The following is a 21,973-nucleotide window of genomic DNA, read 5'->3' on the forward strand; positions in this document are numbered from 1 at the left end:
GGAAACCATGTCTCTTCTTCTCCGTGCTCCGGAACCGGTCGGTTACTGGACGTGGGACATCGACGTGGAGAGCGATGACAACCTGGAACGGGGCGTTCGGCTTATCCTGCCAGTGGCACACATACTCCGATCCCATGGCCTGCTTGACCTCTCTCGCGTCCAGGTGTCCTGGAACGTCCATGGTAAGGGCGCCACCCGTTTCTCCTCTCTGGTCTCGTTGCACGAGGAGGAACAGAAGTCCCCGGACACGCTTCTGCGCCTCATTCTGGAAAGCCGACCGTCGGCGCTGCCAGACGCCCATCCCGGCCGTATCGAGTTTCTCGGTAGTGGAACATGGACCGACTCCGAGGGCCGGGAAAGAACTGAAGACCGACTCGTCCTCGCCACACTTCTAGTGGACACCTTCTGGATTCACCTCACCCTTGAGGTCCAGCACGACATCTGGGCCTGGTTCGATTTTTCCGGAACACCCCACCCCGAAGTCTACGAGAAGAATTACCCACGCCTCTCCTCCGCTCTTAGAAAAATCGAGGACATCATGGGAGTGGAGACCGAACCTGGCGATGCCACATTCTTCGGAACTTCCGAAAAGTACGGCATCAAGACACCGAGAACCAGGGACGAGGGCGCCTATTTCGACGCGAGAATTCGCCTTTGACTCCAGAAGGGATGCACTCAGACACATTGACACCCCCCAGCCTGCCGACACAGAGAAATTCACCCTGCCCCAAACTCCCACCTCTCCAAAATTTAAACGGAACCAAGCAAGTTGGTCAGTAGATTTTTTAAGCGCGGACACCTGAACCACGAACGACAGCAGGGTATCCTCAAGGAGGCTGGAACAGAAATCCTCAAAGAAGCCCCCGAAAAGTGGGAAAGGATCATCTACTCCAGGGCATCAGTAACCGACCACTCAAGCAGCTTGTCCGTCATCGAACTCGCGAGTGGAGAAAGTGTTCGAGAATGGCCTCCTGTTACAGTGGGCACCCTGTTCGATGACCTCCGTGCCGGGATGTACAAGGACGGCAAGGGAACCTGGTTCTCCCTTGAGTACGTCATCACCCGCCCAGGTAAATTCAAGGTCCGCTACAACTACGACGAGGACCCCCACATCCTCTTCCCGACGGCCTGGGGCTTCACCAAAGACCTGAAGTACTTCCCTCGCGACGAGGAAAACATCCCTGACTGGCTCCACGAGAAACTGCGCGAAGAAGCCGAGGGCAGAGCCACCGGGTAGGCCCAGCCACGTCCCCGTATCCGTTCTTGAAGGAGCCCTTTCTGTGAGCCGCACCCTGATCGCCCTCCTAGAGCACCCGCCGGGCACCCCCGGGCTGACACGCGCCCTTGCCGCGGCAGGGCCATCGCTACGCGTGCGCCTGGTCGCCGACGGCGCGCTCGTCCAGCTGCGCGGCGAGGCGGGACACCTGGTCGCGGCGGTGCACGCCGCCCAGCGGCTCGCGGTGTCGGCCGAGGCCGAACGGCTCCTGGAAACCGCGCTTCCCGACACCCTGCCCGCGCAGCCCTGGTGGGTGGAGGCCCGTACCACCGAGGCGGGTCTGGCGGACCCGACCACCCGGCGGGCGATGCGCCGCTTCGCCGACACGCTGGTGGAGTGGTACGGCGGACTGGTGTGGCAGCCGGAGCAACACCTGCCGCGGCTCGACGGGCTGCCCGTCCGGGACACCGGGCATCCGGTGGTCGCCGCGCTCACCGAGGAGGCCGCCGTCGTGGTCGAGGACCGGCCCGTCGTTCCGGTCTCCGTCTGGCTGGCCGACGCCCTGGCCGCGCAAGCGCGCCAGGGCCGCGCCCTTCAGCTAGTCACGCCCCCGGACTCGCGCCTCACCGAACCGCTGGCGACCCTGCTGACCGCGCCCCTGGCCCGCTGGGCGGTGGCCGTCGGCGACGGGTTCCGCGACGGGTTCTCCGGCCGCCCGCTGCACTGGGACGAGCGCTACGGTCTGATCGCCGACCCGCCCGGCACCCCGGTGGCCGACTCCCCGCTGCGGACCGAACCGGCTCCGGAGGAGACCGACCACCAACTCCAGGTCACCCTCAAGGCCGACCACCCGGCCGATCCGAACCTTGTCCTGGGCCAGACGGTCGAGCTTCTCACCGAGACCCTGGCCGGAGCCGTACCCTCCCTGTTCGGCCCCACCGAACCCGCCACCCTGGCATGGGAGACCAGCTCCCTCACAGGTCTGTGCCGGGACCGGTCTCCCCGTCCCTCGTGGCTGGTGTTCGCCGGCGCGCCCGCGTCAGTGCGCCCGGAGGGCGTACGCGCCTTCTGCGGCACTCTGCGGGTACGCCGGACCCGGGAAGGCGTCCGCGAGACCGTCACGCTCACGGTGAGCCATCCGCCGGGGGACGAACCGGACCTGTCCTCCCTGGTACCGATCGTGCGGGAGCTGGCCGAGTGGGGCGTACTGCACGTGATGGAGGTGCGCCGCCGCCGAGGCCGCGCGGACCTGGCCCGGGGCCCCTACCGGGCGGGCGGGCTGACACCGGTGGGCCTGGCCCTGGGGGTGGAGACCGTCGCTTCCCTGGGAGTCGACCGCGCCCTGGACGCACCCGTGCGCGCCGTCCCGGTCGGTCCGCCGATGACTCCGGCCGTCTGGTACGACCTCACCGGTGGCGGCGAACGCAGCGGTGAGGGCTGGGCTGGCTTCGGCGCACTCCTGGCCCATGTGAACCCCGGCAGGGACGCCGGACGACAGCCACCGGGACAGGGCGAGGAAGCGGACACGGACACCGTCCCGGTGATCAGGTTCCGGATGCCCGCGGCCGCTGACTGACGCAGACGCCCATCCCTAGGGGTTCGCCCTCGCTACTCGTGTCCCAGGCCCGTACCCAGCGCTTACCCGGCCCCGACAGGCGTCACCACGGTGGCCCTTGGCGCTGGAGCTGGGCCCGGGCCTCCTCGGCACGGCGCAGTGCGTCGGGAGGAGGCTGGACGGTGATCCCCACCCCTGTCAGCATGCTCAGATCCAGTTCCCACACCACCTGCGAGCGGCGTTCCCAGAGCGCGAACGCCTCCTGAACATGACGCTGGGCCGCCCCGGCAGAAGCTCCTGTCACCTCGATCAGGTGCGCCATCGCCTGGCCCGCGATCCCCTTCACCTGCGCGAGGCCGAAGTGGGTGACGGTGTGGCAGGGCGTGCAGACACAGATCAGGCGGCGCAGCGTCTGAGTCCTGGACCGCTCATCGAATACCCACCTCTCGTGAACCTCCAGCCAGCGCTGCGCCTCGCGATCGGCGGACGCCCCACAGATCTCGCACACCCGCCCCGCCCGGTTGACGACCGTGCGGCGCAACCGCTCCCAGTCCTGCTGTGACACGCACGAGCGCACGTTCGTGAACCAGCAGGTGGTGGGAACCAGGTCGACGAACAGTCCCGAGCCGAGCGAGCGGTCCTCACCGGGCAACAGGTCGGAAACGTCGAGGCGGGCCGACCAGCGCTCCAACCCGGCGTTACCCGGCCGGGGCGCGTACCACCGGCGTGCGCCGGGATCCCAACGCGCTCCCTCCGCCTTCGCCAGGTCCTTCTCCGCGTACGGGACGTCAAGCCAGATCCGCTCGGTAGGCACCGCTCTCCTCACACCGCTGGGGGTTCGTGGTGATCGAGCAGGAACTCTAGCGACGCGCACGGGTGGAAGTCAGTACCACCGGGCGACCGGAAACGGCCACCCACAGGGCCTTTCAGCACTGGCGGAGCGCGGTATCCGCTCTACGGCACCGGCCCGGCCTCACGCCACCGCACACGTACACGTGGCCTGACCGGGCCCCGTCCGCTGCTCGGTGTACACCTACCCCGCGCCCAGCGCCGTGGTGAGGCCGTGCGGACCTCGTATGCGAATCCGCCATAGGCCACTAGCGAACGGGGAATTCAGGGGCCAAAGGCCCTTGTTTCCCTCCCTCGCCATGACCGGATGCGGACAAAACACATTCCACCTCAGCAAAATTTGCCAAACATCCCGACCGCCACACCACAAGACAAAACATCACCCTTGGCACCACACTTCCCATGACCTGCCCTTCAGCCGACACAGCACAATGAGACCGGTTCAAGAAAAACACGGGCAACACAGCAAGGAGAGGCGTTCTTGTCCGTGGGCGATACAACCGTCACCCAGGAAATACGTTCCTCCGTGTTATTTTCGTTGGACGCACCCACCCCCCGAACGGTGCACGGAAGGACCCGACATGACACACCCCTGGGAGGCGGACCCCAGCACGGACATGGTGCGCAGACTGGGCAGGTCTCCGGAGGAGCTGGACACCACCAACCACGTCAAGGGGTGCCCCGACATCTGGGAACTCTCCAACGGTGACATCGCCGTGATCGGCCGTGACCTGACCCGGAGCTATGCCCACCGGCTCCCCGAAGGGGCGTCGATCGCCGCCGACGAACGGCTCGTCGTCATCCCTCGGATCACGCTGATCTCGGCGAAGGCGGACATTCCCGATGCTTGACACCATCGCCGCCCTTCCCGGTGACCGCCTCACTCTCGACGAGTACTCCGAGGACTTCGACGTCCGTTTCGACTCGCTCAGGAACACCGACGTCTGGAAGCTCGAACGGCAGCAGGAGTTCGACCAACCTGAGGAGGAGAGCTGGCTGGCGTTCGCCGACGGCAGGAGGGATGAGGCCCTGCGCATGATGGAGGAGGAACGCGCTTCCCTACGTGCGGAATTCGACCGTCTCGCCGGGCTGGGGTGCCGAATCCGCAGGGTACGAGTCGTGGAGAAGCCGATCCCCCTCTACCTTCTCTGGGAACTGCACTCCCTGCGGATCCGCGCCCAGTGCGGCGAGGATATCCGTGTCATCTCCGCCAAGCCGGTCGCACCGTTCGAACGGGAGGGACCGGTTCCGGAGCTCCTCACCCTCGGCGACACCGTGACCTACAGGATCCGCTACGACGACAGGGGGATCCTCGACGGAGCCGTCAGGTACACCGACCCGGACGTCACCGCACGGTGCCGTTCCGAAATCGCGGCCCTGCACGAGACCGCCGAGGCCATGGAGGAGTTCTTCATCCGCGAGGTGGGTGGGGCGGAAGTCGCCTGTGTCTGACGGCAGGCGGCACCGAACGGACGAAACGCCGGGCGACGGAGCGAACGACGATGTCCGGTCACGTATGTCCGACGTCTCCGGCCGTGCGGTGCAGGCGCGGGACGTCCGGGGCGGCGTTCACTTCCACGGGCACGAGCCCGCTCCCTCCCGTGCTCCGGTGCCCCGGCAGCTCCCCGCGGACGTGCGCGGGTTCGTCAACCGCGTCGGTGAACTGGAGGTGCTCAGCACACACCTGCACCGCACCGGCGAGGAGGCGCACGGGTACGCGGAGTCCACGCTCCACGTCATCGCCGGTACGGCCGGGGTGGGCAAGACGGCCCTGGCCCTGCACTGGGCGCACCTGTTCCGGGAGCACTTCCCCGACGGACAGCTCTACGTCGACCTGCACGGTTACGGTCCCGGGCTCCCCATAGCCCCGGAACAGGTGCTCGACAGGTTCCTGCGGGCGTTCGGGGTGTCGGCCGACTCGATACCCGCCGACCTCGACAGTCGGGCCGCCCTCTACCGTTCCCTCCTGGCGGACCGGCGTGTCCTGGTCCTCCTCGACAACGCGTCGACCACCGCGCAGGTACGTCCCCTGCTTCCCGGCTCCTCGGGCTGCGTGGTCCTGGTCACCAGCAGGGACCGGCTGTCCGGCCTGGTCGCCAGGAACGGAGCGCGGCGTCTGACCGTGCACACCCTGGCTCCCGACGAGGCCGTGGAACTCCTGGAGCACGTCACCGGCCACCACCGGCCCAAGGACGACCCGCGGGAGGTGACCGAGCTGGCCCGGCTGTGCGGGCGGCTCCCTCTTGCCCTGCGCATCGCCGCCGAGCGTGCGGCCAGCCGTCCGTACATGCCGCTGGACGACCTCATCCAGGACCTGCGCGACGAGTCGGCTCTCTGGGACGCGCTGGCCACCGATGACGCGGAGGAGGCCGACGCGGTCCGCTCCGTCTTCGCCTGGTCCTACCGGGCTCTGCCCGAGGAGGCCGCGCGTCTGTTCCGGCTGCTCGGCCTGCACCCCGGCCAGGATTTCGACGCGGGCGCCGCGGCGGTCCTGGCCGAGCTCCCGGTCCGCCGTGTCCGGCGCACCCTGGACGTCCTCGTTGGCGCCCACCTTCTGGAGCAGACCGGCACCGACCGCTACCGCTTCCACGACCTGCTCCGCTCCTACGCCACCGACCAGGTACGCCACGAAGAGGAAGGGGAGGTCCGAGAGCGTGCGCTGCGGCGACTCCTGACCTGGTACCTGTGTGTGGCGGAGGCCGCGGCCGCAGCCGTGGGCTCCCACCTGAGGCACATCGGACCGCCCGAGGAGGGGGCCGGGGAACTCCGTGAGTTCGCGGACAGCGCGGAGGCGGTCCGGTGGTTCGAGCTGGAGGACAGGAACCTGGCCGCCGCCGTCGAGACGGCCGTCCCCGCGGGCATGGACGGCATCGCATGGCGGCTCGCCTCCGCCCTGAGGCATTTCCACACCTTCCACTCCTTCGACTCCACATGGCTCACGACCGCCCGCCTCGGGCTGGAGGCGGCACGGCGGGAGGGCTGCACCTCGGCCGAGGCGGACCTGGAGGAGAGCCTGGGTATGGCTTGCGTGCAGGCCAACCGCCCTGAGGAGGGCCTGGTCCACCACCAGCGTGCGCTCGAACTGAGGCGGGACGCGGACGACGGGTTCGGTGTCGCCATGTCGCTGAACGCCATCGGTTTGGCCCGCCTTCGCACACACGGGCTCGGGGAGGCCCGTGAGCACTTCGAGCGCTCCCTCGAACTGGTGGGGCGTGCCGGTGAGCGCCTGTGGGAGGGGATCGTCCTCGGCAACCTCGCCCAGTGCGTGCTCGAACTGGGTGAACCGGAGGAGGCCACGGTCCTGGGTGAACGGGCCATCGGCATCCACCGGGAGACCGGCGACCGGATGAGCGAGTTCGCCTGCCTGGCCTCTCTGAGCGCGGCCTGGCGGGAGTTGGGCCGCGCCGACCGCGGACTGTCCTGTGTGCGGCGGGCACTGGAGGTCGCCCGCGAACTCGACGACGTCGTCCTGGAGGGGTTCGCGTATCTGGAGCTCGGCAGGGACCAAGCTCGGCTCGGGGACCTGGAAGAGGCCCTGCTCTCGTTCCATGAGGCGGCGGGCCTGCACCGCCGAACGGCCGACCACGTGCGCGAGGCCGAAGCCTTCGAGGGGGTGGGCGGGGTGTACACGGCTCTCGAACGCCACGAGGAGGCTGCGAAGTTCTACCGGCAGGCGGTCAGCACGTACCGCAGGTACCGGGACCGGTGGAGGCTGGCGGTCTGTCTGGACCGGCTGGCCTCGGCGCTGGCCGCCTCCGGGAAGGCGGAGACGGCCAGGGGGCACTGGCGCGAGGCGCTGCAGGCCCTGGAGGGGTTCGCCGACCCCAGGGCCGCACGCCTGCGCGAGGAGGTCGCCGCCCGGGTGCGGGGCACGGACTCCTGACACCGGGCGTCCGCTCCGCACTGGTCACACGCCCCGATCCAGGCGCCCTGTACCGCCGCCTCCTCGTGTTCACGCACAGCACGACGTGTCCCGCCTGCGGGGGGGGGAGAACCCCACCCATCAGCCCAATGCGCCACCGCGGCGCCTGCGTTGGGACATCGGCACCGCAGCCATCCGGTGGAACGCGACGAGCCACGACTGCCGTGTTAGGAAGGACCCGTCACGGGCAGTGTTCATCGACACCGGCATCCGTGATTTCAGGGGGAGAGACATGGCCGCGGAAACCCAGAAACCCGACCTCATCGAGGTCATCATCTCCGACCACCGCCAGGTCGAGCGGATATTCACAGAGCTGGAGGGTCCGCTTTCGCCCGAGGCGCGCAAACAGCTCACAGAACACGTGATCACCGAGCTGGTACGGCATTCGGTCGCCGAGGAGCAGCACATGTACCCGGCGGCACGGCGAGTGCTGGACGACGGCGACCGCATCGCCGACCACGAACTCCAGGAGCACGCCGAGGCCGAGCAGGTGATGAAGGACTTGGAGGGCCTGGACGCCGACGACCCCGAGTTCCAGCGGCTGCTGAACACGCTGATCTCGGACATCCGCCACCACGTCGAGGATGAGGAGAAGGACCTGCTGCCGCGCCTGCGCGCCGCGTGCACGCCGGAGGAGCTTCGGGAACTGGGCGCCAAGGTGGTCAAGGCCAAGGAGGCGGCGCCCACGCGCCCCCACCCCGGCGCGCCCGACACCCCGCCCGCCAACAGGATCCTGGACCCGGGCGCGGGGCTCATCGACCGGATGCGCGACGCGCTCTCGAACCGCAACTCCTGAACGCCCGCCGCACGGCCCCGTTCTCGGCACGAGAACGGGGCCGTCGCGTACGTGCGGCGTGTGGGCTCAGGCCCGGTCGGCGTGCGTGCGCTCCCCGGCGATCAGGGCCGCGTCCTCACCACACCACGTGCCCGCCTCCCGCCAGATCACCGATACTCCCAGGGCGCCGAGCAGCGCCGTGGCCGACCAGTCCTCCTCGGGAGGAGCGGGGAGAACGAGGCACACCCGGTCGGCTTCCGATCCCCGGGCCCAGCGCGCCTCCAGCACCTCCAGGGCCGTCCGGCGCAGTCTTTCGTAATCCGTGTCCCCCTCGGGCAGGACGCGGAACAGGACCGACAGGCCGGAGAGTTCGCAGAGTACGTCGCCGTTCTCCTGGTCGTCCGGTCGGCTCCCCGCCCGGTACAGGTCGGCGATGAGGCTGTGGCGTAGGAAGCCGTACAGGCTCTGGTCCCGGGCCTCCTCCCGCCGCGCGATTCCGGCCAGGAAGAGGCGCAGGTGCTCGGCCGCGGTGGGGTCCTGGGGCCCGGCCTGCGGCGGAACCGGTGGTGTGGGCGCGCTCATCGGCTGCTCCTCGGTCCGCTCGGTCGCGGTGCCACGGTGCCTTGTGGAGGTGCGCTGGGAGATCCGGGAGTCGATTCCCGCCCTGTGCTGGGCCCAGCTGCGTTCGGCGTGCGCGGTCTGGTAGTCGACCACCGACGCGGCGGACCGGTCCAGGACCAGCCGGTAACCGTCGCGCTCCAGGTACCAGCACCCGTCTGTGCGCCGGGCCTGTCGGCCCTCGGTCAGGAGGTCGCCGAGCATGGCGCGGATCTCCACCTCGGCCTCCCTGGCCGTGGCCCTGTGGCGGACCGCGAAACGGGCGCGCGCCGCGGCGCTGACGGTGATCGTGGCAGCCCGCACGGAGGGCCCCAACCGGGCTCCGGTGTCCAGCCCCGCGGGCGAACCCAGCACGGTCGGCTGGCCCTCCGGGCGCCGGGCCCGCCTGGTGCGGTAACCGCCGCATCCGGGCTGCCGGCACCAGCCGTCCGGGGAACTCGTGCGGTTGCGGCACCGCTGACCGTCGGCGTGGTGACGGGTGCAGGTTCTCTCGTGGTCTGTCACGGGGGCGGACGGATCGACGAGGGTGTCGGGCAGAGGTCCGGTGTGCAGGACGGTCAGGGTCTGGGTGCACCGGGTCAGCGCGACGTAGAGCCGTCCGTGGCCTCCGGGGCCGGAGTCAGATATCTGGCGCGGCTCCACCAGGATGACGTGGTCGAACTCCAGGCCGCTGACGTCGGAGGCCGCCAGGGCTCGGACGGTGCCCTTGGCAGGTGCGGGGCCGGTTGCCAAGGCGTCCGCGATCGATTGCAGGTACGGGGAGGCGTCGTCGGTGATGATCGCCACGGAGCGCTCACCTCCCTTGGCCAGCAGTTCGGTCGCGCGCTCACGGACACCATCGATCAGGTCCCCAGGGGCGAGACGGGCCATGGTCAGCTCCCCGTCCCGGGGCTCGCGGAGCGTTTCGGGGAAGGTGGTCAGTTCGGAGGCGGCCACGGCGGCGGGGACGGCCGTGTGCATCACCTGGCTGGGAATCCGGTATCCGAGGGTGAGTTCCTGTAGTTCCCAGCCGTCGGGCAGTTCCAGGTGGTCGGTCAGGGCCGCCCAGTCGGTGTGGCTGTGCGTGCCCGTGGACTGGGCGAGGTCGCCCAGGATGGTGAGGGAACCGCTCGGGCAGCGGCGGGCCAGGGCACGCAGCTGCATGGGAGTGAGATTCTGTGCCTCGTCCACCACGATGTGCCGGTAGCGGTCGGGGGTGTCTCCGTTGAGGAGGATCCGCAGTTCCTCCAGACAGAGCAGGTCGGCGCTGGTCCAGGACTCCTGCCCGGTCCGGTTGGCCGCGGGCCGGTACAGGGCGGACTGCTCCTCGGCGGTGAGGACGCCCTCGGAGGCCTGTCCCAGGACCTGGGCGTCGCCGAGCAGCCTTCGGTAGAGGCGGTTCTCGGAGATTCGGGGCCAGGTGGCGTTGACGGGTCCGGCCAGGGAGGACGTGATGCGACGGCGCAGTGCCTGCCCCTGACGGCGGTGCCGGTAGGAGACCTGGTCGAGCATGCGGTCCACGAGCAGGTCGGTGAAGCGCTGGCGGCGGGCGTTGAGGGCTGCGTCCGACTCCAGCACCTCGGCGAAGACCCGCTCGATGTCGGCCTCGGCCACGGCCAGGGGGCTTTCGTCGACCCGGATTCTGAGCTGACCGCCGTCGAGGAACTTCGACCAGGCCCCCGCGCGTACCGTGTGGCGGACCGCCTGACGCAGGACCTCGGCCATCCGGGCATCGGACTTGATCCGGTGCTGCTCGGCGGTGTCGTGACCTCCGCTCCGCCCCGGGCACAGGTCGTCGACGCGCAGCGAGGTCACGCCGCGTGTGCCCAGTGAGGGCAGCACCTCGCTGACGTAGTCGAGGAAGTACTGGCTGGGGCCGACGACGAGGATCTGGCCCGGGGTGAAGTGGTCGTTGTCCAACAGCCAGGTGACACGGTGCAGGCCGATCGCAGTCTTGCCGGTCCCCGGACCGCCCTGGACCACCAGTGCCCCGGGCCGGTCGTGGCAGACCAGGTCGAGCTGGTCGCGGTGGATCGTCTCGACGATGTCGCGCATGAGACCGTCGCGGGAGCGGTCCAGTTCCCGGAGGAGGAACGGGTCCTGTGCCGTGCCCGCCTCCTGCTCCTTCCGGGCCCGGATCGCGGCCGCCACCTGGGCCGGGGAAGCCTGGTCCGAGGAAGGGTCGTCGGCCTTCCGGACGAGTTCGTCGTGGTAGTCCACCACGCGTTCGCCGTGGCAGCGCAGGCGTCGGCGAAGCGTCACCGCGCCCTTCTCGGTTCCCCGCTCACGGCGCCAGCGGACCGCCGCCGGGCTGGACCACTTGATGACGAAGACGTTCCCGTCCTCGTCCCGGACGCTTCTGCGGCCCACGTAGAAGGTCTCGTCGCCGCTCTCCTCCTGGAGGTCCACGCGTTGGACGACGAGCTGCTGTCCGCCGAGTTCGTACTGCGCGACCCAGCGTGCGTACTCCTCGTGCTGGGCCACGCTGTCCTTGGCGCTGGCGGCGGCGTCGGCGGTGGCCAGCCGTGTGGTCTGGCCGCGCTGCCGTTCCAGACATCGGTGGGCCCGGTCCACAGCGGTCTGTTCCTGCTCGATGATCCGTTGGCGGGCGTTGCTCCCCATCGTTTCGCCTCCCTCACGGAGAAAGGTGCGGTGGGCGGCGCCACGGGGGGCGTTGGCGTCACCCTGGTCGGACCGGTCACGGAACAGTCGGCATGCGGAGCCGGGGGGCTCACGTTCGGAACTCGATCTGGCTGCCGGGGCTGTGTTTACCCACAGGAACCGTAGGTTCATGACAGCATAGATAAACCTGTGAATATAGCCAACCACTATTATGAAGAAGTTTTTCAGCTCTGGTGACCGAGTGTGTCCGCAGCACGGAGACGCACGGTCCCCAGCCCTCACTTCGGCGGCGGCCTTCAAAAAGGTGACGGGCCAGGACGGCGCTACCAGGCCTGAGGGCACCACGCCAGCCCATACCCGGTGGGCCACGGACGCCCATGTCAGCGCCCATGGCACACCTGTCCGGGGTCAGTCCTGCGGCCAGCGCACCCTGAGGCGTTCGACCAGGTCGCGGCGCTCGAAGCCTTCCAGGATGTCGGTCAGGCGCCGCAGCATAGCGATCCGCTCGTGCTTCTCCAGATCGGACAGGAAGGCGTCCAGGACCGGGTCCTCGGAGGGACCGGCACCGTCCGACCGGCCCTCCGGGAACCCGAACTCCGCCTCGGGTGTGCGCTCCTGCCGAGGGGACAGCAGGTCGAGCGCGGCGCCGGCCTGGGCGATCTCGTTCCAGCGCTCCTGGTGCTGCTCGAACCACCACACGCGCGCGGTGAGCGGATCGTGCAGCACCTCCTCCAGCAGTTCCCGGACCCGGCGCATGCGCACTTGGTGCTCCTCGCGGGCCACCTCGGCGCGGTGCCACACCAGTTGGCGCTGGCGTTCGAGGGCGAGGTCCTCCTCGTGCGCGGTCAGGGCCACGCTGACGCCGAGGTCGTGTACGGCCGACACACCGAAGCCGCTTCCCCCGGTCAGCACGCAGGCGACCTCCGCCTGTGCGCGGCCGTGGTCCCCGAGCGGGAAGTCGGCGCTGCGCCGGGCGGCCTCGCGTATCAGGGTGCTCTGGAGCAGTGCCCGGCCGCGGGCGTGTTCGCTGTCCTCGGCCCGGTACCAGACCACCGTGAGGTCGAAGGCGGCGTCGAACCACAGACCCTGGCTGCTGGTGGGCAGACGCGCGGTGAAGACGAGCTGTTCCTGCACGACCTCGTGGGTGTCCGGGCGCCTCCTGTGCGGCGGAGGGCCGAACAGGGCGTGGATCAGCGATGTGAACAGTTCTCGGAGCATGGCGTCCTCCTCAGGACGGGTCGAGGGCGCGGCGCAGTTCCTCCACCGCGGGCGAGGTACGGGTGTGCGCGCAGGACCAGCGGCGGGCGCAGCGGCGGAGCGTGTCGGCGAAGCCCGGGTCCCCGGCCGCCGCGCCCAGCAGCGAGGCGGGGACGGGCCCGTCCGCCCGGCGCTGGTCGGCCATGGCGTCGAGCCAGGCCCACAGCACGGCGTCGGGGCGGACGGCGGACAGGTGGACGGCGCACCAGGCGGCCGAGACCGGTGCGGGCTCCAACGCGCCCCGTCGCAGTACGGACAGGACCGGCGAGCCCTTGGGGCCTTCGACCTCCAGCAGGCGCAGCAGCAGACGGGCGGCCAGGGTGGAGCGCCTGCCGTCGCCGTCCACCCAGCGCGGCAGCGCGTCCAGCACCACCGCGAGGTTGCCCGGTTCGGCCGCGATGTCCGCCAGGGCGCACAGGAGGTCCTCCTCCCAGGAAGCCTCGGCCCTGTTCGCGAGGTGGCGCAGCCGGGTGAGCGCCGTCTTCGGCTGGATCTTCCCGTAGATCCGGCAGACCTCCAGCACCATCCGGTCGCGCGGCGTCGGCCTGCGCGAGGAGGCGATGCGGTAGAGCCGGTGACGGATCCAGGAGCCCAGTTCGCGGGTGACGGCCGCCTCGGCGATCGCGGGAACGGCGGCCGGTTGCAGGGCGGGCGAGGCGCTCCAGCGGTCCAGCAGCGTCTCCAGCGGGGCCGGGTCGCGGTACCGGCGGGCCAGGGCCAGCCAGCGGCGGGCGACGTCGATCCGCTCCTCCCGGGAGAGCAGGGGCGCCGTCTCCCAGGCCCACTCCTGGAAGGAGGCCCGTGCGTCGGGGTGCTCGCGCCACAGGTGGTCCAGGGCGTCGTCGCCGTGGCCGGGTCGGTGGAAACGGACCCGGTCCCCCGTGACGTGGGCGCCGATCCCTCCCAGGTACTCGGTGAAGCCGCTGCCCGAGATGGGGGTGGGGCGCATCGGGGACACCCCCCACCGCTCCGCCAGCCCGTGGGCGTGGCGGACCACGGTGTCCGAGGGCGCGCCCTCCAGCAGTGCCACGGCCTGGGTGAGGACCCGGGGGAACTCGTTCTCCCCGTCTCCCGCGGACCAGCCGGGCAGCGTGTCCGCGGTGTCGGCGAACTCCTTGAGCGCGCGCTCGATCCAGGCCGTGTGGTCCTCCTCGGCCAGAGGAGCGTGCGGAGGACTGGTGCGCTGCACGTCCTCGGCGAGCCGGACCGCGCGGGCCGGTCCGACGCCGGACAGCGCCGCCTCCACACGCCGGTCGGCGGCCCAGCGCCGGGCCAGGTCCGTACCGTACAGACGGACCAGGGACTGGCGGAAGACGTCCACGGCGCGTGCCGGGGCGTCGATGCGCAGCCGTGCCCGGCAGGCGGCGAGTTCCCGTTCCCAGGAGTCGGAACGGCAGATGACGACGAGGAGGGCGCCGGAGGCGCGGACCTTCTCGACGAAGGCCCTGACCGCGGCACGCTGGGACGCGCTGGGCTCGCGCAGGTCGCTCAGGTCCATGAAGCGCGGGCGTTCGGAGGACAGGGTGATGTCCGCCAGTCCGGCATCGTCGACGTCGAGGTCGGCGATCACCTCGTCCACGGGTTCGTCCGGGCACAGGGTGGCCAGCGCGTGGATCGCGGTGGTCGTCCGGCCCCTGCCGGGTTCGCCGGTGACCAGACCCATCCAGTGTCGCGCCAGTTCCTGGGTGAACGCGGTGTACTTCCGGGTGTCGCTGGGGCGGAAGGAGGCCAGGATGTCCTTGATCCGGTCCGGCCCCAGTTCGGCGGCGTGGCGGAGTTTGCGGGTCGCTGCCTCGCCGAGGAACTCGCGGTACTCGTGGTAGTGGACGCCGCCGGTGATGCTGTCGGCGCTGACCACCTGACCCCGGTTGTCCCGGACCGCGTTGCCCGCGGACACCCGGGGCTGGTCGCCGACGAGCGCTTCGGCCGGGTTCGCGTCTGCGACCTCGTCGAAGGCGTCCGCGTCCCAGGGCTCCTCAGGAGGCATCGGAGGCACCCCCGAAGGAGACGCCGCCGTTGACCGTTCCGGCCTGGACCACCTGGCCGCGGTCGTTGTGGCCGACGTTGTTGCCCGTGGTGGGGGCGGCCCCACCCGGCGCGGCGGGGGACGGCCCGGCCGGGCGGTCCCGCTGGGGCGCGGGGGCCGCCTCGGGTTCGGCGTGCGCGCCGGGGACCCAGGAGGGGGTGGGCACGAACAGGTAGCCCTCGGCCTGGAAGTCCTTGGAGGGGACGGAGGCGTGCACGGGCCGCCAGCGGCTGGCGCGGACGGGGGCGAATCCGCCGAGCACCACGTCCTCGTAGACGCGGCGGGAGACGATGGTGGCCAGCAGGGTGGTGTCGGGGTCGGAGGCCTCCAGTTCGCGTCGCACGGGCTCGGAGTCCAGCAGCCGGTGGGTGCTGATCATCGCCTCGCCCATGGCGTCGATGCCGCTGCCGTCGCCGGTGTCGGGCAGGGGGCCGACGTCGATGCTGGCGCGCAGCCGCATGCGCAGGTTGCGGTCATGGGCCGCGAGGAGGGGCTGGATCTGTTCCAGAACCCTCTGGAGTTCCTCCAGGAAGGGACTGATGAGGTAGGGCAGGTGCTCGGGCTCGGCTCCCATGACGTAGCCGTCGCCGCTGTGGCGGGGGAAGCGCGCGTCCTTCCACACCGGGAGCATGTCGGCGCGGGTGAACGCCTTCTCCAGCACTTCGGGGATCTTCTGGCCGACGAGTTGCTGGTTGCGTGCGCTGGTCCTGCTGAACTTCTCCATGTCCACCGCCAGCACGGCGCGGTAGGGAGGGAGGGGCTCGCTCTTGCCGATGCGGGACAGGTCGATCTCCACCGGGGACTCCTGGGGGTGCGGGGGCCTTCTCTCGGGCCGGACGGGACCACACTCCCCGGCGCACGCGTCCCGTGGTGTTCAGTTCTGAACACAGGAGGCGTGGAGTGTCCGCCGTCACACCGGTTCGTCTCCGGCCGCCAGGGCCTCCAGCGCCTCCAGGTCGAGGATGGCCACGTACTGCCGTCCGGTGCGGATGACGCCCCGTTCCCGCAGGGAGGTGTAGGCGTGGTGGAGGGAGGTGCGCGACATGCCCGCGAATCCGGCGATCTCGCTCTGGGCCAGAGGGACCCCCAACAGGCATCCGCGCGTGACCGGTGCGCCGTCCTCGGACAGGGGTGCGGGGAGGGGTTCGCCCATCACCGAGGCGAGGTGGAGCAGGGCGGCGGGCAGCCTGCGGTCCGCGGGGAGGGAGGACTGCTGCACCCTGAGGCGGTCGCCCTCGTCCTGACGCATGAGGGCGCTGTGCCACAGCGCGTTTCCCAGACCGAGTTCGTCGACGACCCTGCGGAAGCGGTCCGCTGGGAGGAAGGCGGTCTTGCTCGGGCACAGGGCCGTCACCGTGGCGTTCCTGGGGCGCTCGGCCCCGGCGAGGACGGACTCCCCCAGCATCTCCCCGCGGGTGCGGAAGGCCAGGGGGACGCAGGAGCCGTCGGCCCTGATGGAGACCACCTTGGCGCGGCCGTTCAGCATGAGGTGCACCCCTCCGCCGACCTCGCCCTGTCGCAGGAGCGCCTCTCCCCGGGCGAACCTGCGTGTCATCGCCGACGCGGTCAACCGCTCCCACTGTTCGTCGGTGACCAGTCCTCCGAAGCCGTGCCTGTCCACGCTCGCGACTCTCCTCTTCCCGGGGCTGTGACCGGCAGGGCGATTCTCACCGGTCGTGTCCGCCCGGGCACGGTGGTGGCCGGGTCCGGCCACCACCGGCAAGGGGAGAGTCCGATGCTCAGGCGACGGCCACGGCGACGGCGAGCTGGGCGACCGCGGCGATCCCGGACACGATCGTGGCGGCGGAGACGACGGCGGGAAGGGCCCTCTTCCAGCTGGCGAAGACCTTGGCTCGGAGCTCTCCCCAGCCGCCCGTGCGCACCATGAGTTTCGCCGTCTGCCACCGGTGCTGCTCGATGTGGCACCCCGGCAGCAGACCCGGTGAGTTGTTGCGGCACCGCGTCTTCTCGCCCCGGTTCCAGGCACCGCACGGCAACGGCATCTGGAAGAAGACGTAGAGGACCGAGACCGCGGAGGCGACCGCGATCCACACCGGCCCCACTTCAGGGAGAAACCATCCGAAAAGTGCGAAAAGGATGATCGCCACACCCCAGTAGTGCCAGGGTCTGCGCGCTTTCTTCTTGGCCATACCGACAATCCTTGACCAGCCGCACCGACACCATCAAGAGGCGCATATCCCAGAAAGTGGCCGACACAGGACGCGAACACGACGCGTGAAATAAACGAGGGGAGGGAAAGCCATGGAGACATATCGGCACATTATTTCCCAATATGACAATCCTGAATTTTCGTCTATGTGTTGGATGTGCCACCCCTGCCCCCATCCCCTCGGCAGCCCTGCTTGAGAAGCGGGCCGGCAGTCCCGGCATGGACCCGGTCCGCGGCTCCGGTTTCCACCACGCGAACACCTCACGAAAAACACTGGCCACAGCACGCACACGCCCAGTGACCTCAATCGGCCAGGCGGGATTCGGGGAACGGGCACCGGGCAGAAATCCCGGGAACGCCGACGCGGAACCACGAGGTGAAGCGGTGCCCCGTTCCCCCGGGCCGTCCCCATCCGTCAGCCACGCCCCATCCGATCCCCTCGCCGCCGTACGCGGCCGCGTCCTGCTGCATGTCAAGGGCACGGCCAGCGCACCGTTGGACAGGGTTTCCGCCGAATCCGCAGGTGTTGTCTTCTCCGGAAAGAACGCACAGGACAAGGTGAAGGAATTCGTCAGGGAGAGGGGCCCTGGCTGCCCCGTGATCCTGGACCCCTCGGCGTACGAGGACTTCCACGCGACCCCTGAGGAACCCTTCACGCTCGAACGGCAGCTCCGCATCGACACACGGCGGACGGGCGCCGGAGCGACCCTCGAACACCTGGCGTCGAACCCCGTCGACCTGGTCCTGTCCCCCACCCGGTACCTGCGGTGTGACGACGCGGGAGGACGGGCGCTGGACGAGGCCGTCAGGCAGATCAACGAGGCGGACGTGTGGGGCGTGGTCTTCTCGGTACCCGTCGACGCGCGGTGGCTCACCGACCGCCGAGAGCACCTGGTCACCTCCCTGCGACGTGCGCGTGCGCCCAAGGCGCTGATCCTCGGGGACAGGGGGAACCCGGTGGGATCGGGGGCCAGGGCGAGGGCTTTGCGGGAGGTCCTCCGCGCCTGTCCGGAGACCGCACTGCTCAGAACCGATCTGGCCGCGCTGGACGCGATGGTGCACGGGGCGGCGTTCGCCTCCATCGGGGACACCGCTTCGGTCCGTCACGCGGTCCCTCCGGGGAAGCAGGGCGGCGGACCGGGGTCGAAGTCCAGTCCCGACGTCATCATGCCCGCCCTGATGGGCTACTTCCACGGTTCCACCCTCGCCGAACGGCTACGGGCCCCCCGGCGGTGCGACTGTCTGCCCTGCGTCGAATGGGGCGAGGCACGCGACAACGGTGAGGTGGGTAGGCCCCTCACCGACTTCCAGGACACCTCCGACACGGAAGGGGCCCACGCCCACAACATGGCGCTCTGGTCCCGGTGGTGGGGGGGAACTGTGTTCCGAGCACTCCTATGAGGACATGAGGGCGCGGTGGCGGGGAATGTGTCAACGGGCCCATCTCGAATACGAGTGGCACAACAGAGCGATCTCCCCCAGGCAGGACACGTTCAGGGCCTCGGACGCGCTGCGCTACTGGGCGGGAGCCAGGGACGAGGGGTCTCCTTCCTCCACGGCCCGGTGAACGCGCTCGGCGAGGCACCAGTGGAGCGCCGCGGCGGGTTCGGGAACCTCGGTGCGGGGCCTCACCAGAACCCTCACCCCGTCGCCACCGTACTCAGCGAGTCCCACTCCGTAGTAGTCCGCCTCCCAGCACGCTCGCTGTCGGTCCTCACCGAGCGGTGGGCACACGGCCGTGCGGGGCGCGGCGGGGCCGAGCGCACAGGCCCGGTCGAGCGCGTCGAGCCAGCCCTTCCCACGGGTGACGAGCAGGTCCAGCCGCACGGGGATGTCCGCGATACGGCGAACCCGACGGTTCCTTCGTGACCGCGTCCACGTGGGAAGCGCGGGGAGAATGCGTCGCTCGCGTTCGGTCAGTGCGTCGAGCGGAACCCACTCCCCCAGGGGAAGTGCCTGGAGCACCTGGTAGAGCCCCAGGCGCGGGCCGAGCACCCTGCCGCCCGCACGCAGCCTGCCCTGTTCGGCGACGGGACGGTACACGGCGGTGACCGCACTGCCGCCCACCCACAGGTCCACGGTCCGCGCGTCCGCGGAATCGATGAGCGCACGAACGTGGTCAGACCGAAGTTCCATCCCACCGATGGTGGCAGAGAACCCGTGCCCTGTCCGTGGTCCTCCACAGGCGCAGGTGTGGAGCGCCTCAGGAGCGCGTGCCGGTCGGCCGCCGGACCAGCCGGACCGTGGAGGACGGTCCGAGAGACATCACGTGCCGCTGTGAGGCCCACACCACCGCTGGCAACGGTCGCTGCCCTCCGGGCCAAGGATCGGTATCGGTCCCGAAGGCGGCGCGGGTCACCGGTTGGACGGTGAACCGCAGCACTTCTTGTACTTGCGCCCCGATCCGCACCAGCAGGGCTCGTTGCGGCCGGGCGGCCACGACCGCAGCCTCGGGTCGCCTTCGGTGAGCTCCAGGTCCGACCAGGCCAGGGCGGTGCCGTCGTCCGCCGGGTCCAGCCCGGAGCGCTCGGCGAACTCGACGATGTCCTCCACGCCGTGCAGCACCACGCTCCGCGGCGTTCCGGGGTGTTCGCGGTCGCGCTCGCGCAGGCTCCGTTCGGCGGCGCGGTAGTAGGTGTCGGCGCCGTGTTCGGCGGCCTGCTCCGTGAGCAGCCCCCGGGCGCGGGCCCCGTCGAAGGCCGCGCGGGAGTAGAGCGCCTCCACCTCCCGGGCCGGGCCGTCCTCCTCCGGCCAGTCCTGCTCCTCGTAGGGCAGGCCCAGCGCGCCCTCCGCCTGCCGTTGGGCCACGACCAGGGCCACCTCGTCGTGGCCGTCGTGCGGCAGGCCCAGTTTCATGCGCGCCAGCAGGCGGTTGACGATCGGGGACAGGGAGAGGTCGTCCTCGTCCGCGAGCTCCTCCGGCGACTCGGCGAGCAGCTGCCGGGCGGCGATGTTGAAGCAGCGCAGCGCCTCGTCCCAGCGCTCCAGCTCCCGCAGGTCCTCGCCGAGCAGGTCGGCGGGCCCCTCGCCCAGGCGGCCGGGGCGCAGCAGCTCAGAGGTGATCCGCTCCGCCTCGGCCCTGTCCTGCGGGTCCGAGCTCTCCCGCAGCAGGTCGGCCAGTTCGACGGAGGCGTACTGGCCGTCCTCGGAGGCGGGAGAGTGCTCGCGCACGGTCTCCAGCAGGCGGCGGGCCTGGTCGACACGTCCCGCACGGCGCAGTTCCACGGCGAAGTCCATGAGAACCTCGCCGGTGTCGTCGGGGTAGGCGGCCAGGTCGTCCAGGAGTCGGCTGGGAAGGTCCAGTTCCCGGAGCGCGGCCGTCAGGGGCGCGTCGCCACCGACCGGAGCGCTGGAGGAGGCGTGGTCGTTCATGGCCACCAGGTTAGAAGCCGCTGGAACGGCAGACGGCCCGTTTCCCGCAACCGGTGACCGTCGGCCACCCGGCGAACTGGGACCTCGCTCCCTGTCGGATGTCAGCAGTGGGCGGCATCATGCCCCTATGGACACTTCCCCGTTCGGCCCGAACGCCATCCTGATCTCGCCGAGCTCCATGGCCCACCGTCCCGGCTGCGGACACAACGACGATGGCCTCATCCGCTCCGGAGAGCACCGCGAGTGGGGGTGGGTGCCCGAGGCCACCTCCGACCAGTGGCTGCGGATCGGTGAGAGCCTTCCTCTGCGCGCGACCCACGGCGACCTCTCCCGGTCCGCCGTGAAGCGGTGCAAGGACTGCCCCGACAGCTGACCCGCGCACAGTCCCATCCCACGTATGGCGACCCGTCACCGGGCTCCGGGTGCCCCCGGGGGCGCGGACGGCGGTGAGCCGGTGAGCCGGGGAGCCGCAGCACTTCCTGTACCCGCGGCCCGAGCCACACCAACGCCTCTGGTTGTGCTCCGGCAGCCGGGGGCGGGGCTGGATCCGGGTCCTCGGCTCCAGCCCCTGTCCGTACCCGGTAGACGACCTGCCCAGGCGCGGGGTGTTCGGAGCACTACGCAACGGGGGCGCGGACCCTCACTCCGCGTCCTCCGCCAGCTCCTGCCAGCGCACGGACGAGACCTCCGGCTCCAGGCTGAGCCTCTTGACCAGCTGCTCCACGGCCTCGTTCTGGCGTGCGCCCGCGAAGACGTCGGCGTACACCGACACCAGGTCCTCGTCCTCGTCCAGGTGTCGGCAGTCCAGGGAGCGCAGTGTGAACTCGGTTTCGGACAGCGCCTGGAGCAGCAGGGCCCGCACGTGGGGGTCCTGGGCGTTCGTGCACACGACCCGGATCCGGTAGACGGTCTCCTCGTCCTTGGAGTTGACGGGCGAACTCTTCTGCAGCCGCCGGGCCACCGGACGCAGCAGGACGTTGGCGGCCACCACCGCCGCCGCGCCCATCGCCGCGACCAGGTAGACGCCGCTTCCGGCCAGGACTCCCACGGCGGCGGCGCACCAGATCGTCGCGGCCGTGTTGATGCCGCGGATGTTGATGCCGTCGCGCAGGATGACGCCCGCGCCGAGGAAGCCGATGCCCGACACCACCTGGGCCGCGACACGCGTGGGGCTGACCTCGTCCACGGCGTAGGCGGCCAGTAGGACGAACAGCGCCGACCCCACGGCGACGAGCGCGTTGGTGCGAAGGCCGGCCATGCGCGCCCGCCACTGGCGTTCGACGCCGACCAGCGCGCCCAGTCCGAACGCGCAGCCGAGCCGGAGTGCGGCCTCCCACCATTCCAACATCGGCCCACTCCCCCACAGGTCGCCCGTCCGGTCCGCTTCGAGGGGCCCGCGCGGTGCCGGAACACCGACACGTACGCGACATCGCGCCCGTCTCACCGGATACTGGACACGGCTACCCGCTCCTCCCCCGCGTACACCCGTACTACTGTGAAGCCGCCCAACCATCACAGGACCCCAGGTCAGAAGCCCGCGAACGGGGTTTTCACCCGGCGCCTGTGTATAGTCGTGACCGGTCTGCTGTCGTCCCGGACGGGTGGGGAAGCC

Annotated in this window: 19 protein-coding genes; 9 read left to right on the forward strand and 10 right to left on the reverse strand. The window is 70.2% G+C overall.

Annotation, left to right across the window (positions count from 1 at the left end):
• The first annotated feature begins 7 nt into the window (after window positions 1-7).
• The 3 genes from ACSTA4_RS18385 to ACSTA4_RS18395 all read left to right on the forward strand — a co-directional run bounded on the left by ACSTA4_RS18385 (window position 8) and on the right by ACSTA4_RS18395 (window position 2,792).
• Window positions 8-658, forward strand: a complete 651-nt coding sequence (locus tag ACSTA4_RS18385) for a hypothetical protein (protein ID WP_444960353.1) — start codon at window positions 8-10, stop codon at window positions 656-658.
• Window positions 659-769: 111 nt separating this feature from the next.
• On the forward strand, window positions 770-1,237 hold the full coding sequence (locus tag ACSTA4_RS18390; RefSeq protein WP_444960354.1) for an immunity protein YezG family protein: 468 nt from the start codon (window positions 770-772) through the stop codon (window positions 1,235-1,237).
• A gap of 43 nt (window positions 1,238-1,280) precedes the next feature.
• Window positions 1,281-2,792: a DUF6177 family protein gene (locus ACSTA4_RS18395; RefSeq protein WP_444960355.1), complete on the forward strand. Its 1,512-nt coding sequence runs from the start codon at window positions 1,281-1,283 to the stop codon at window positions 2,790-2,792.
• Between the two features lie 82 nt (window positions 2,793-2,874).
• Here ACSTA4_RS18395 and ACSTA4_RS18400 read toward each other — a convergent pair whose 3' ends face one another.
• Window positions 2,875-3,585, reverse strand: a complete 711-nt coding sequence (locus ACSTA4_RS18400) for a DUF5710 domain-containing protein (protein ID WP_444960356.1) — start codon at window positions 3,583-3,585, stop codon at window positions 2,875-2,877.
• Between the two features lie 616 nt (window positions 3,586-4,201).
• Between ACSTA4_RS18400 and ACSTA4_RS18405 the strand changes: the two genes are divergently transcribed.
• From ACSTA4_RS18405 to ACSTA4_RS18420, 4 genes are all read left to right on the forward strand, one after another.
• On the forward strand, window positions 4,202-4,471 hold the full coding sequence (locus ACSTA4_RS18405) for a hypothetical protein (protein WP_047868115.1): 270 nt from the start codon (window positions 4,202-4,204) through the stop codon (window positions 4,469-4,471).
• Entirely contained in the window at window positions 4,464-5,072 is a 609-nt protein-coding gene (locus ACSTA4_RS18410) for a DUF6879 family protein (protein ID WP_444960357.1), read from the forward strand. Before ACSTA4_RS18405 ends, ACSTA4_RS18410 begins: the two co-directional genes overlap by 8 nt.
• A gap of 64 nt (window positions 5,073-5,136) precedes the next feature.
• On the forward strand, window positions 5,137-7,503 hold the full coding sequence (locus ACSTA4_RS18415; RefSeq protein WP_444960358.1) for an ATP-binding protein: 2,367 nt from the start codon (window positions 5,137-5,139) through the stop codon (window positions 7,501-7,503).
• Window positions 7,504-7,774: 271 nt separating this feature from the next.
• Window positions 7,775-8,338, forward strand: coding sequence for a hemerythrin domain-containing protein (locus ACSTA4_RS18420; RefSeq protein WP_248770999.1), 564 nt, complete (start codon window positions 7,775-7,777; stop codon window positions 8,336-8,338).
• 66 nt (window positions 8,339-8,404) lie between these two features.
• On the opposite strand, the gene ACSTA4_RS18425 is transcribed toward ACSTA4_RS18420, so the two are convergent.
• The 6 genes from ACSTA4_RS18425 to ACSTA4_RS18450 form a co-directional block, all read right to left on the reverse strand.
• Window positions 8,405-11,536, reverse strand: coding sequence for a HelD family protein (locus tag ACSTA4_RS18425; protein WP_444960359.1), 3,132 nt, complete (start codon window positions 11,534-11,536; stop codon window positions 8,405-8,407).
• 408 nt (window positions 11,537-11,944) lie between these two features.
• The gene (locus ACSTA4_RS18430; protein ID WP_444960360.1) at window positions 11,945-12,754 is read right to left on the reverse strand and encodes a hypothetical protein; all 810 of its coding nucleotides are present in this window, start codon (window positions 12,752-12,754) and stop codon (window positions 11,945-11,947) included.
• A gap of 10 nt (window positions 12,755-12,764) precedes the next feature.
• Window positions 12,765-14,780 carry a hypothetical protein gene (locus tag ACSTA4_RS18435; protein WP_444960361.1) on the reverse strand — a complete coding sequence of 672 codons (2,016 nt, stop codon included), beginning with the start codon at window positions 14,778-14,780 and terminating at the stop codon, window positions 12,765-12,767.
• Window positions 14,770-15,615 (reverse strand): hypothetical protein, encoded by an 846-nt coding sequence (locus ACSTA4_RS18440; RefSeq protein ID WP_444960362.1) that lies wholly within the window; start codon window positions 15,613-15,615, stop codon window positions 14,770-14,772. The genes ACSTA4_RS18435 and ACSTA4_RS18440 overlap by 11 nt, the downstream gene beginning before the upstream one ends.
• A gap of 114 nt (window positions 15,616-15,729) precedes the next feature.
• Window positions 15,730-16,440, reverse strand: a complete 711-nt coding sequence (locus tag ACSTA4_RS18445; protein ID WP_444960363.1) for a Crp/Fnr family transcriptional regulator — start codon at window positions 16,438-16,440, stop codon at window positions 15,730-15,732.
• Window positions 16,441-16,558: 118 nt separating this feature from the next.
• On the reverse strand, window positions 16,559-16,969 hold the full coding sequence (locus tag ACSTA4_RS18450; protein WP_444960364.1) for a hypothetical protein: 411 nt from the start codon (window positions 16,967-16,969) through the stop codon (window positions 16,559-16,561).
• A 617-nt stretch (window positions 16,970-17,586) separates the two neighbouring features.
• Here ACSTA4_RS18450 and ACSTA4_RS18455 point away from each other — a divergent pair.
• Window positions 17,587-18,390 (forward strand): hypothetical protein, encoded by an 804-nt coding sequence (locus tag ACSTA4_RS18455; protein WP_444960365.1) that lies wholly within the window; start codon window positions 17,587-17,589, stop codon window positions 18,388-18,390.
• A 114-nt stretch (window positions 18,391-18,504) separates the two neighbouring features.
• Here the strand turns inward: ACSTA4_RS18455 and ACSTA4_RS18460 are convergent, their stop codons facing one another.
• Together ACSTA4_RS18460 and ACSTA4_RS18465 are read right to left on the reverse strand one after the other, a co-directional pair.
• A complete protein-coding gene (locus ACSTA4_RS18460; protein WP_444960366.1) occupies window positions 18,505-19,125 on the reverse strand; it encodes a hypothetical protein in 621 nt (206 codons plus the stop codon).
• A gap of 219 nt (window positions 19,126-19,344) precedes the next feature.
• Window positions 19,345-20,361, reverse strand: a complete 1,017-nt coding sequence (locus ACSTA4_RS18465) for an SEC-C metal-binding domain-containing protein (protein WP_444960367.1) — start codon at window positions 20,359-20,361, stop codon at window positions 19,345-19,347.
• A 127-nt stretch (window positions 20,362-20,488) separates the two neighbouring features.
• On the opposite strand from ACSTA4_RS18465, the gene ACSTA4_RS18470 reads away from it, so the two are divergent.
• Window positions 20,489-20,734, forward strand: a complete 246-nt coding sequence (locus tag ACSTA4_RS18470) for a hypothetical protein (RefSeq protein ID WP_444960368.1) — start codon at window positions 20,489-20,491, stop codon at window positions 20,732-20,734.
• 267 nt (window positions 20,735-21,001) lie between these two features.
• On the opposite strand, the gene ACSTA4_RS18475 is transcribed toward ACSTA4_RS18470, so the two are convergent.
• A complete protein-coding gene (locus tag ACSTA4_RS18475) occupies window positions 21,002-21,709 on the reverse strand; it encodes an MgtC/SapB family protein (protein ID WP_444960369.1) in 708 nt (235 codons plus the stop codon).
• Window positions 21,710-21,973: the final 264 nt, after the last annotated feature.

This window comes from Nocardiopsis sp. M1B1 (genome assembly GCF_052466615.1).

What these genes read in the sequence shown, in the direction of transcription:
- ACSTA4_RS18385 (WP_444960353.1), top strand. Translation starts at nt 8, where the DNA reads ATGTCTCTTCTTCTCCGTGCTCCGGAACCGGTCGGTTACTGGACGTGG.
- ACSTA4_RS18405 (WP_047868115.1), top strand. Translation starts at nt 4,202, where the DNA reads ATGACACACCCCTGGGAGGCGGACCCCAGCACGGACATGGTGCGCAGA.
- ACSTA4_RS18410 (WP_444960357.1), top strand. Translation starts at nt 4,464, where the DNA reads ATGCTTGACACCATCGCCGCCCTTCCCGGTGACCGCCTCACTCTCGAC.
- ACSTA4_RS18415 (WP_444960358.1), top strand. Translation starts at nt 5,137, where the DNA reads ATGTCCGACGTCTCCGGCCGTGCGGTGCAGGCGCGGGACGTCCGGGGC.
- ACSTA4_RS18420 (WP_248770999.1), top strand. Translation starts at nt 7,775, where the DNA reads ATGGCCGCGGAAACCCAGAAACCCGACCTCATCGAGGTCATCATCTCC.
- ACSTA4_RS18425 (WP_444960359.1), bottom strand. Translation starts at nt 11,536, where the DNA reads ATGGGGAGCAACGCCCGCCAACGGATCATCGAGCAGGAACAGACCGCT.
- ACSTA4_RS18430 (WP_444960360.1), bottom strand. Translation starts at nt 12,754, where the DNA reads ATGCTCCGAGAACTGTTCACATCGCTGATCCACGCCCTGTTCGGCCCT.
- ACSTA4_RS18435 (WP_444960361.1), bottom strand. Translation starts at nt 14,780, where the DNA reads ATGCCTCCTGAGGAGCCCTGGGACGCGGACGCCTTCGACGAGGTCGCA.
- ACSTA4_RS18450 (WP_444960364.1), bottom strand. Translation starts at nt 16,969, where the DNA reads ATGGCCAAGAAGAAAGCGCGCAGACCCTGGCACTACTGGGGTGTGGCG.
- ACSTA4_RS18460 (WP_444960366.1), bottom strand. Translation starts at nt 19,125, where the DNA reads ATGGAACTTCGGTCTGACCACGTTCGTGCGCTCATCGATTCCGCGGAC.
- ACSTA4_RS18465 (WP_444960367.1), bottom strand. Translation starts at nt 20,361, where the DNA reads ATGAACGACCACGCCTCCTCCAGCGCTCCGGTCGGTGGCGACGCGCCC.
- ACSTA4_RS18470 (WP_444960368.1), top strand. Translation starts at nt 20,489, where the DNA reads ATGGACACTTCCCCGTTCGGCCCGAACGCCATCCTGATCTCGCCGAGC.
- ACSTA4_RS18475 (WP_444960369.1), bottom strand. Translation starts at nt 21,709, where the DNA reads ATGTTGGAATGGTGGGAGGCCGCACTCCGGCTCGGCTGCGCGTTCGGA.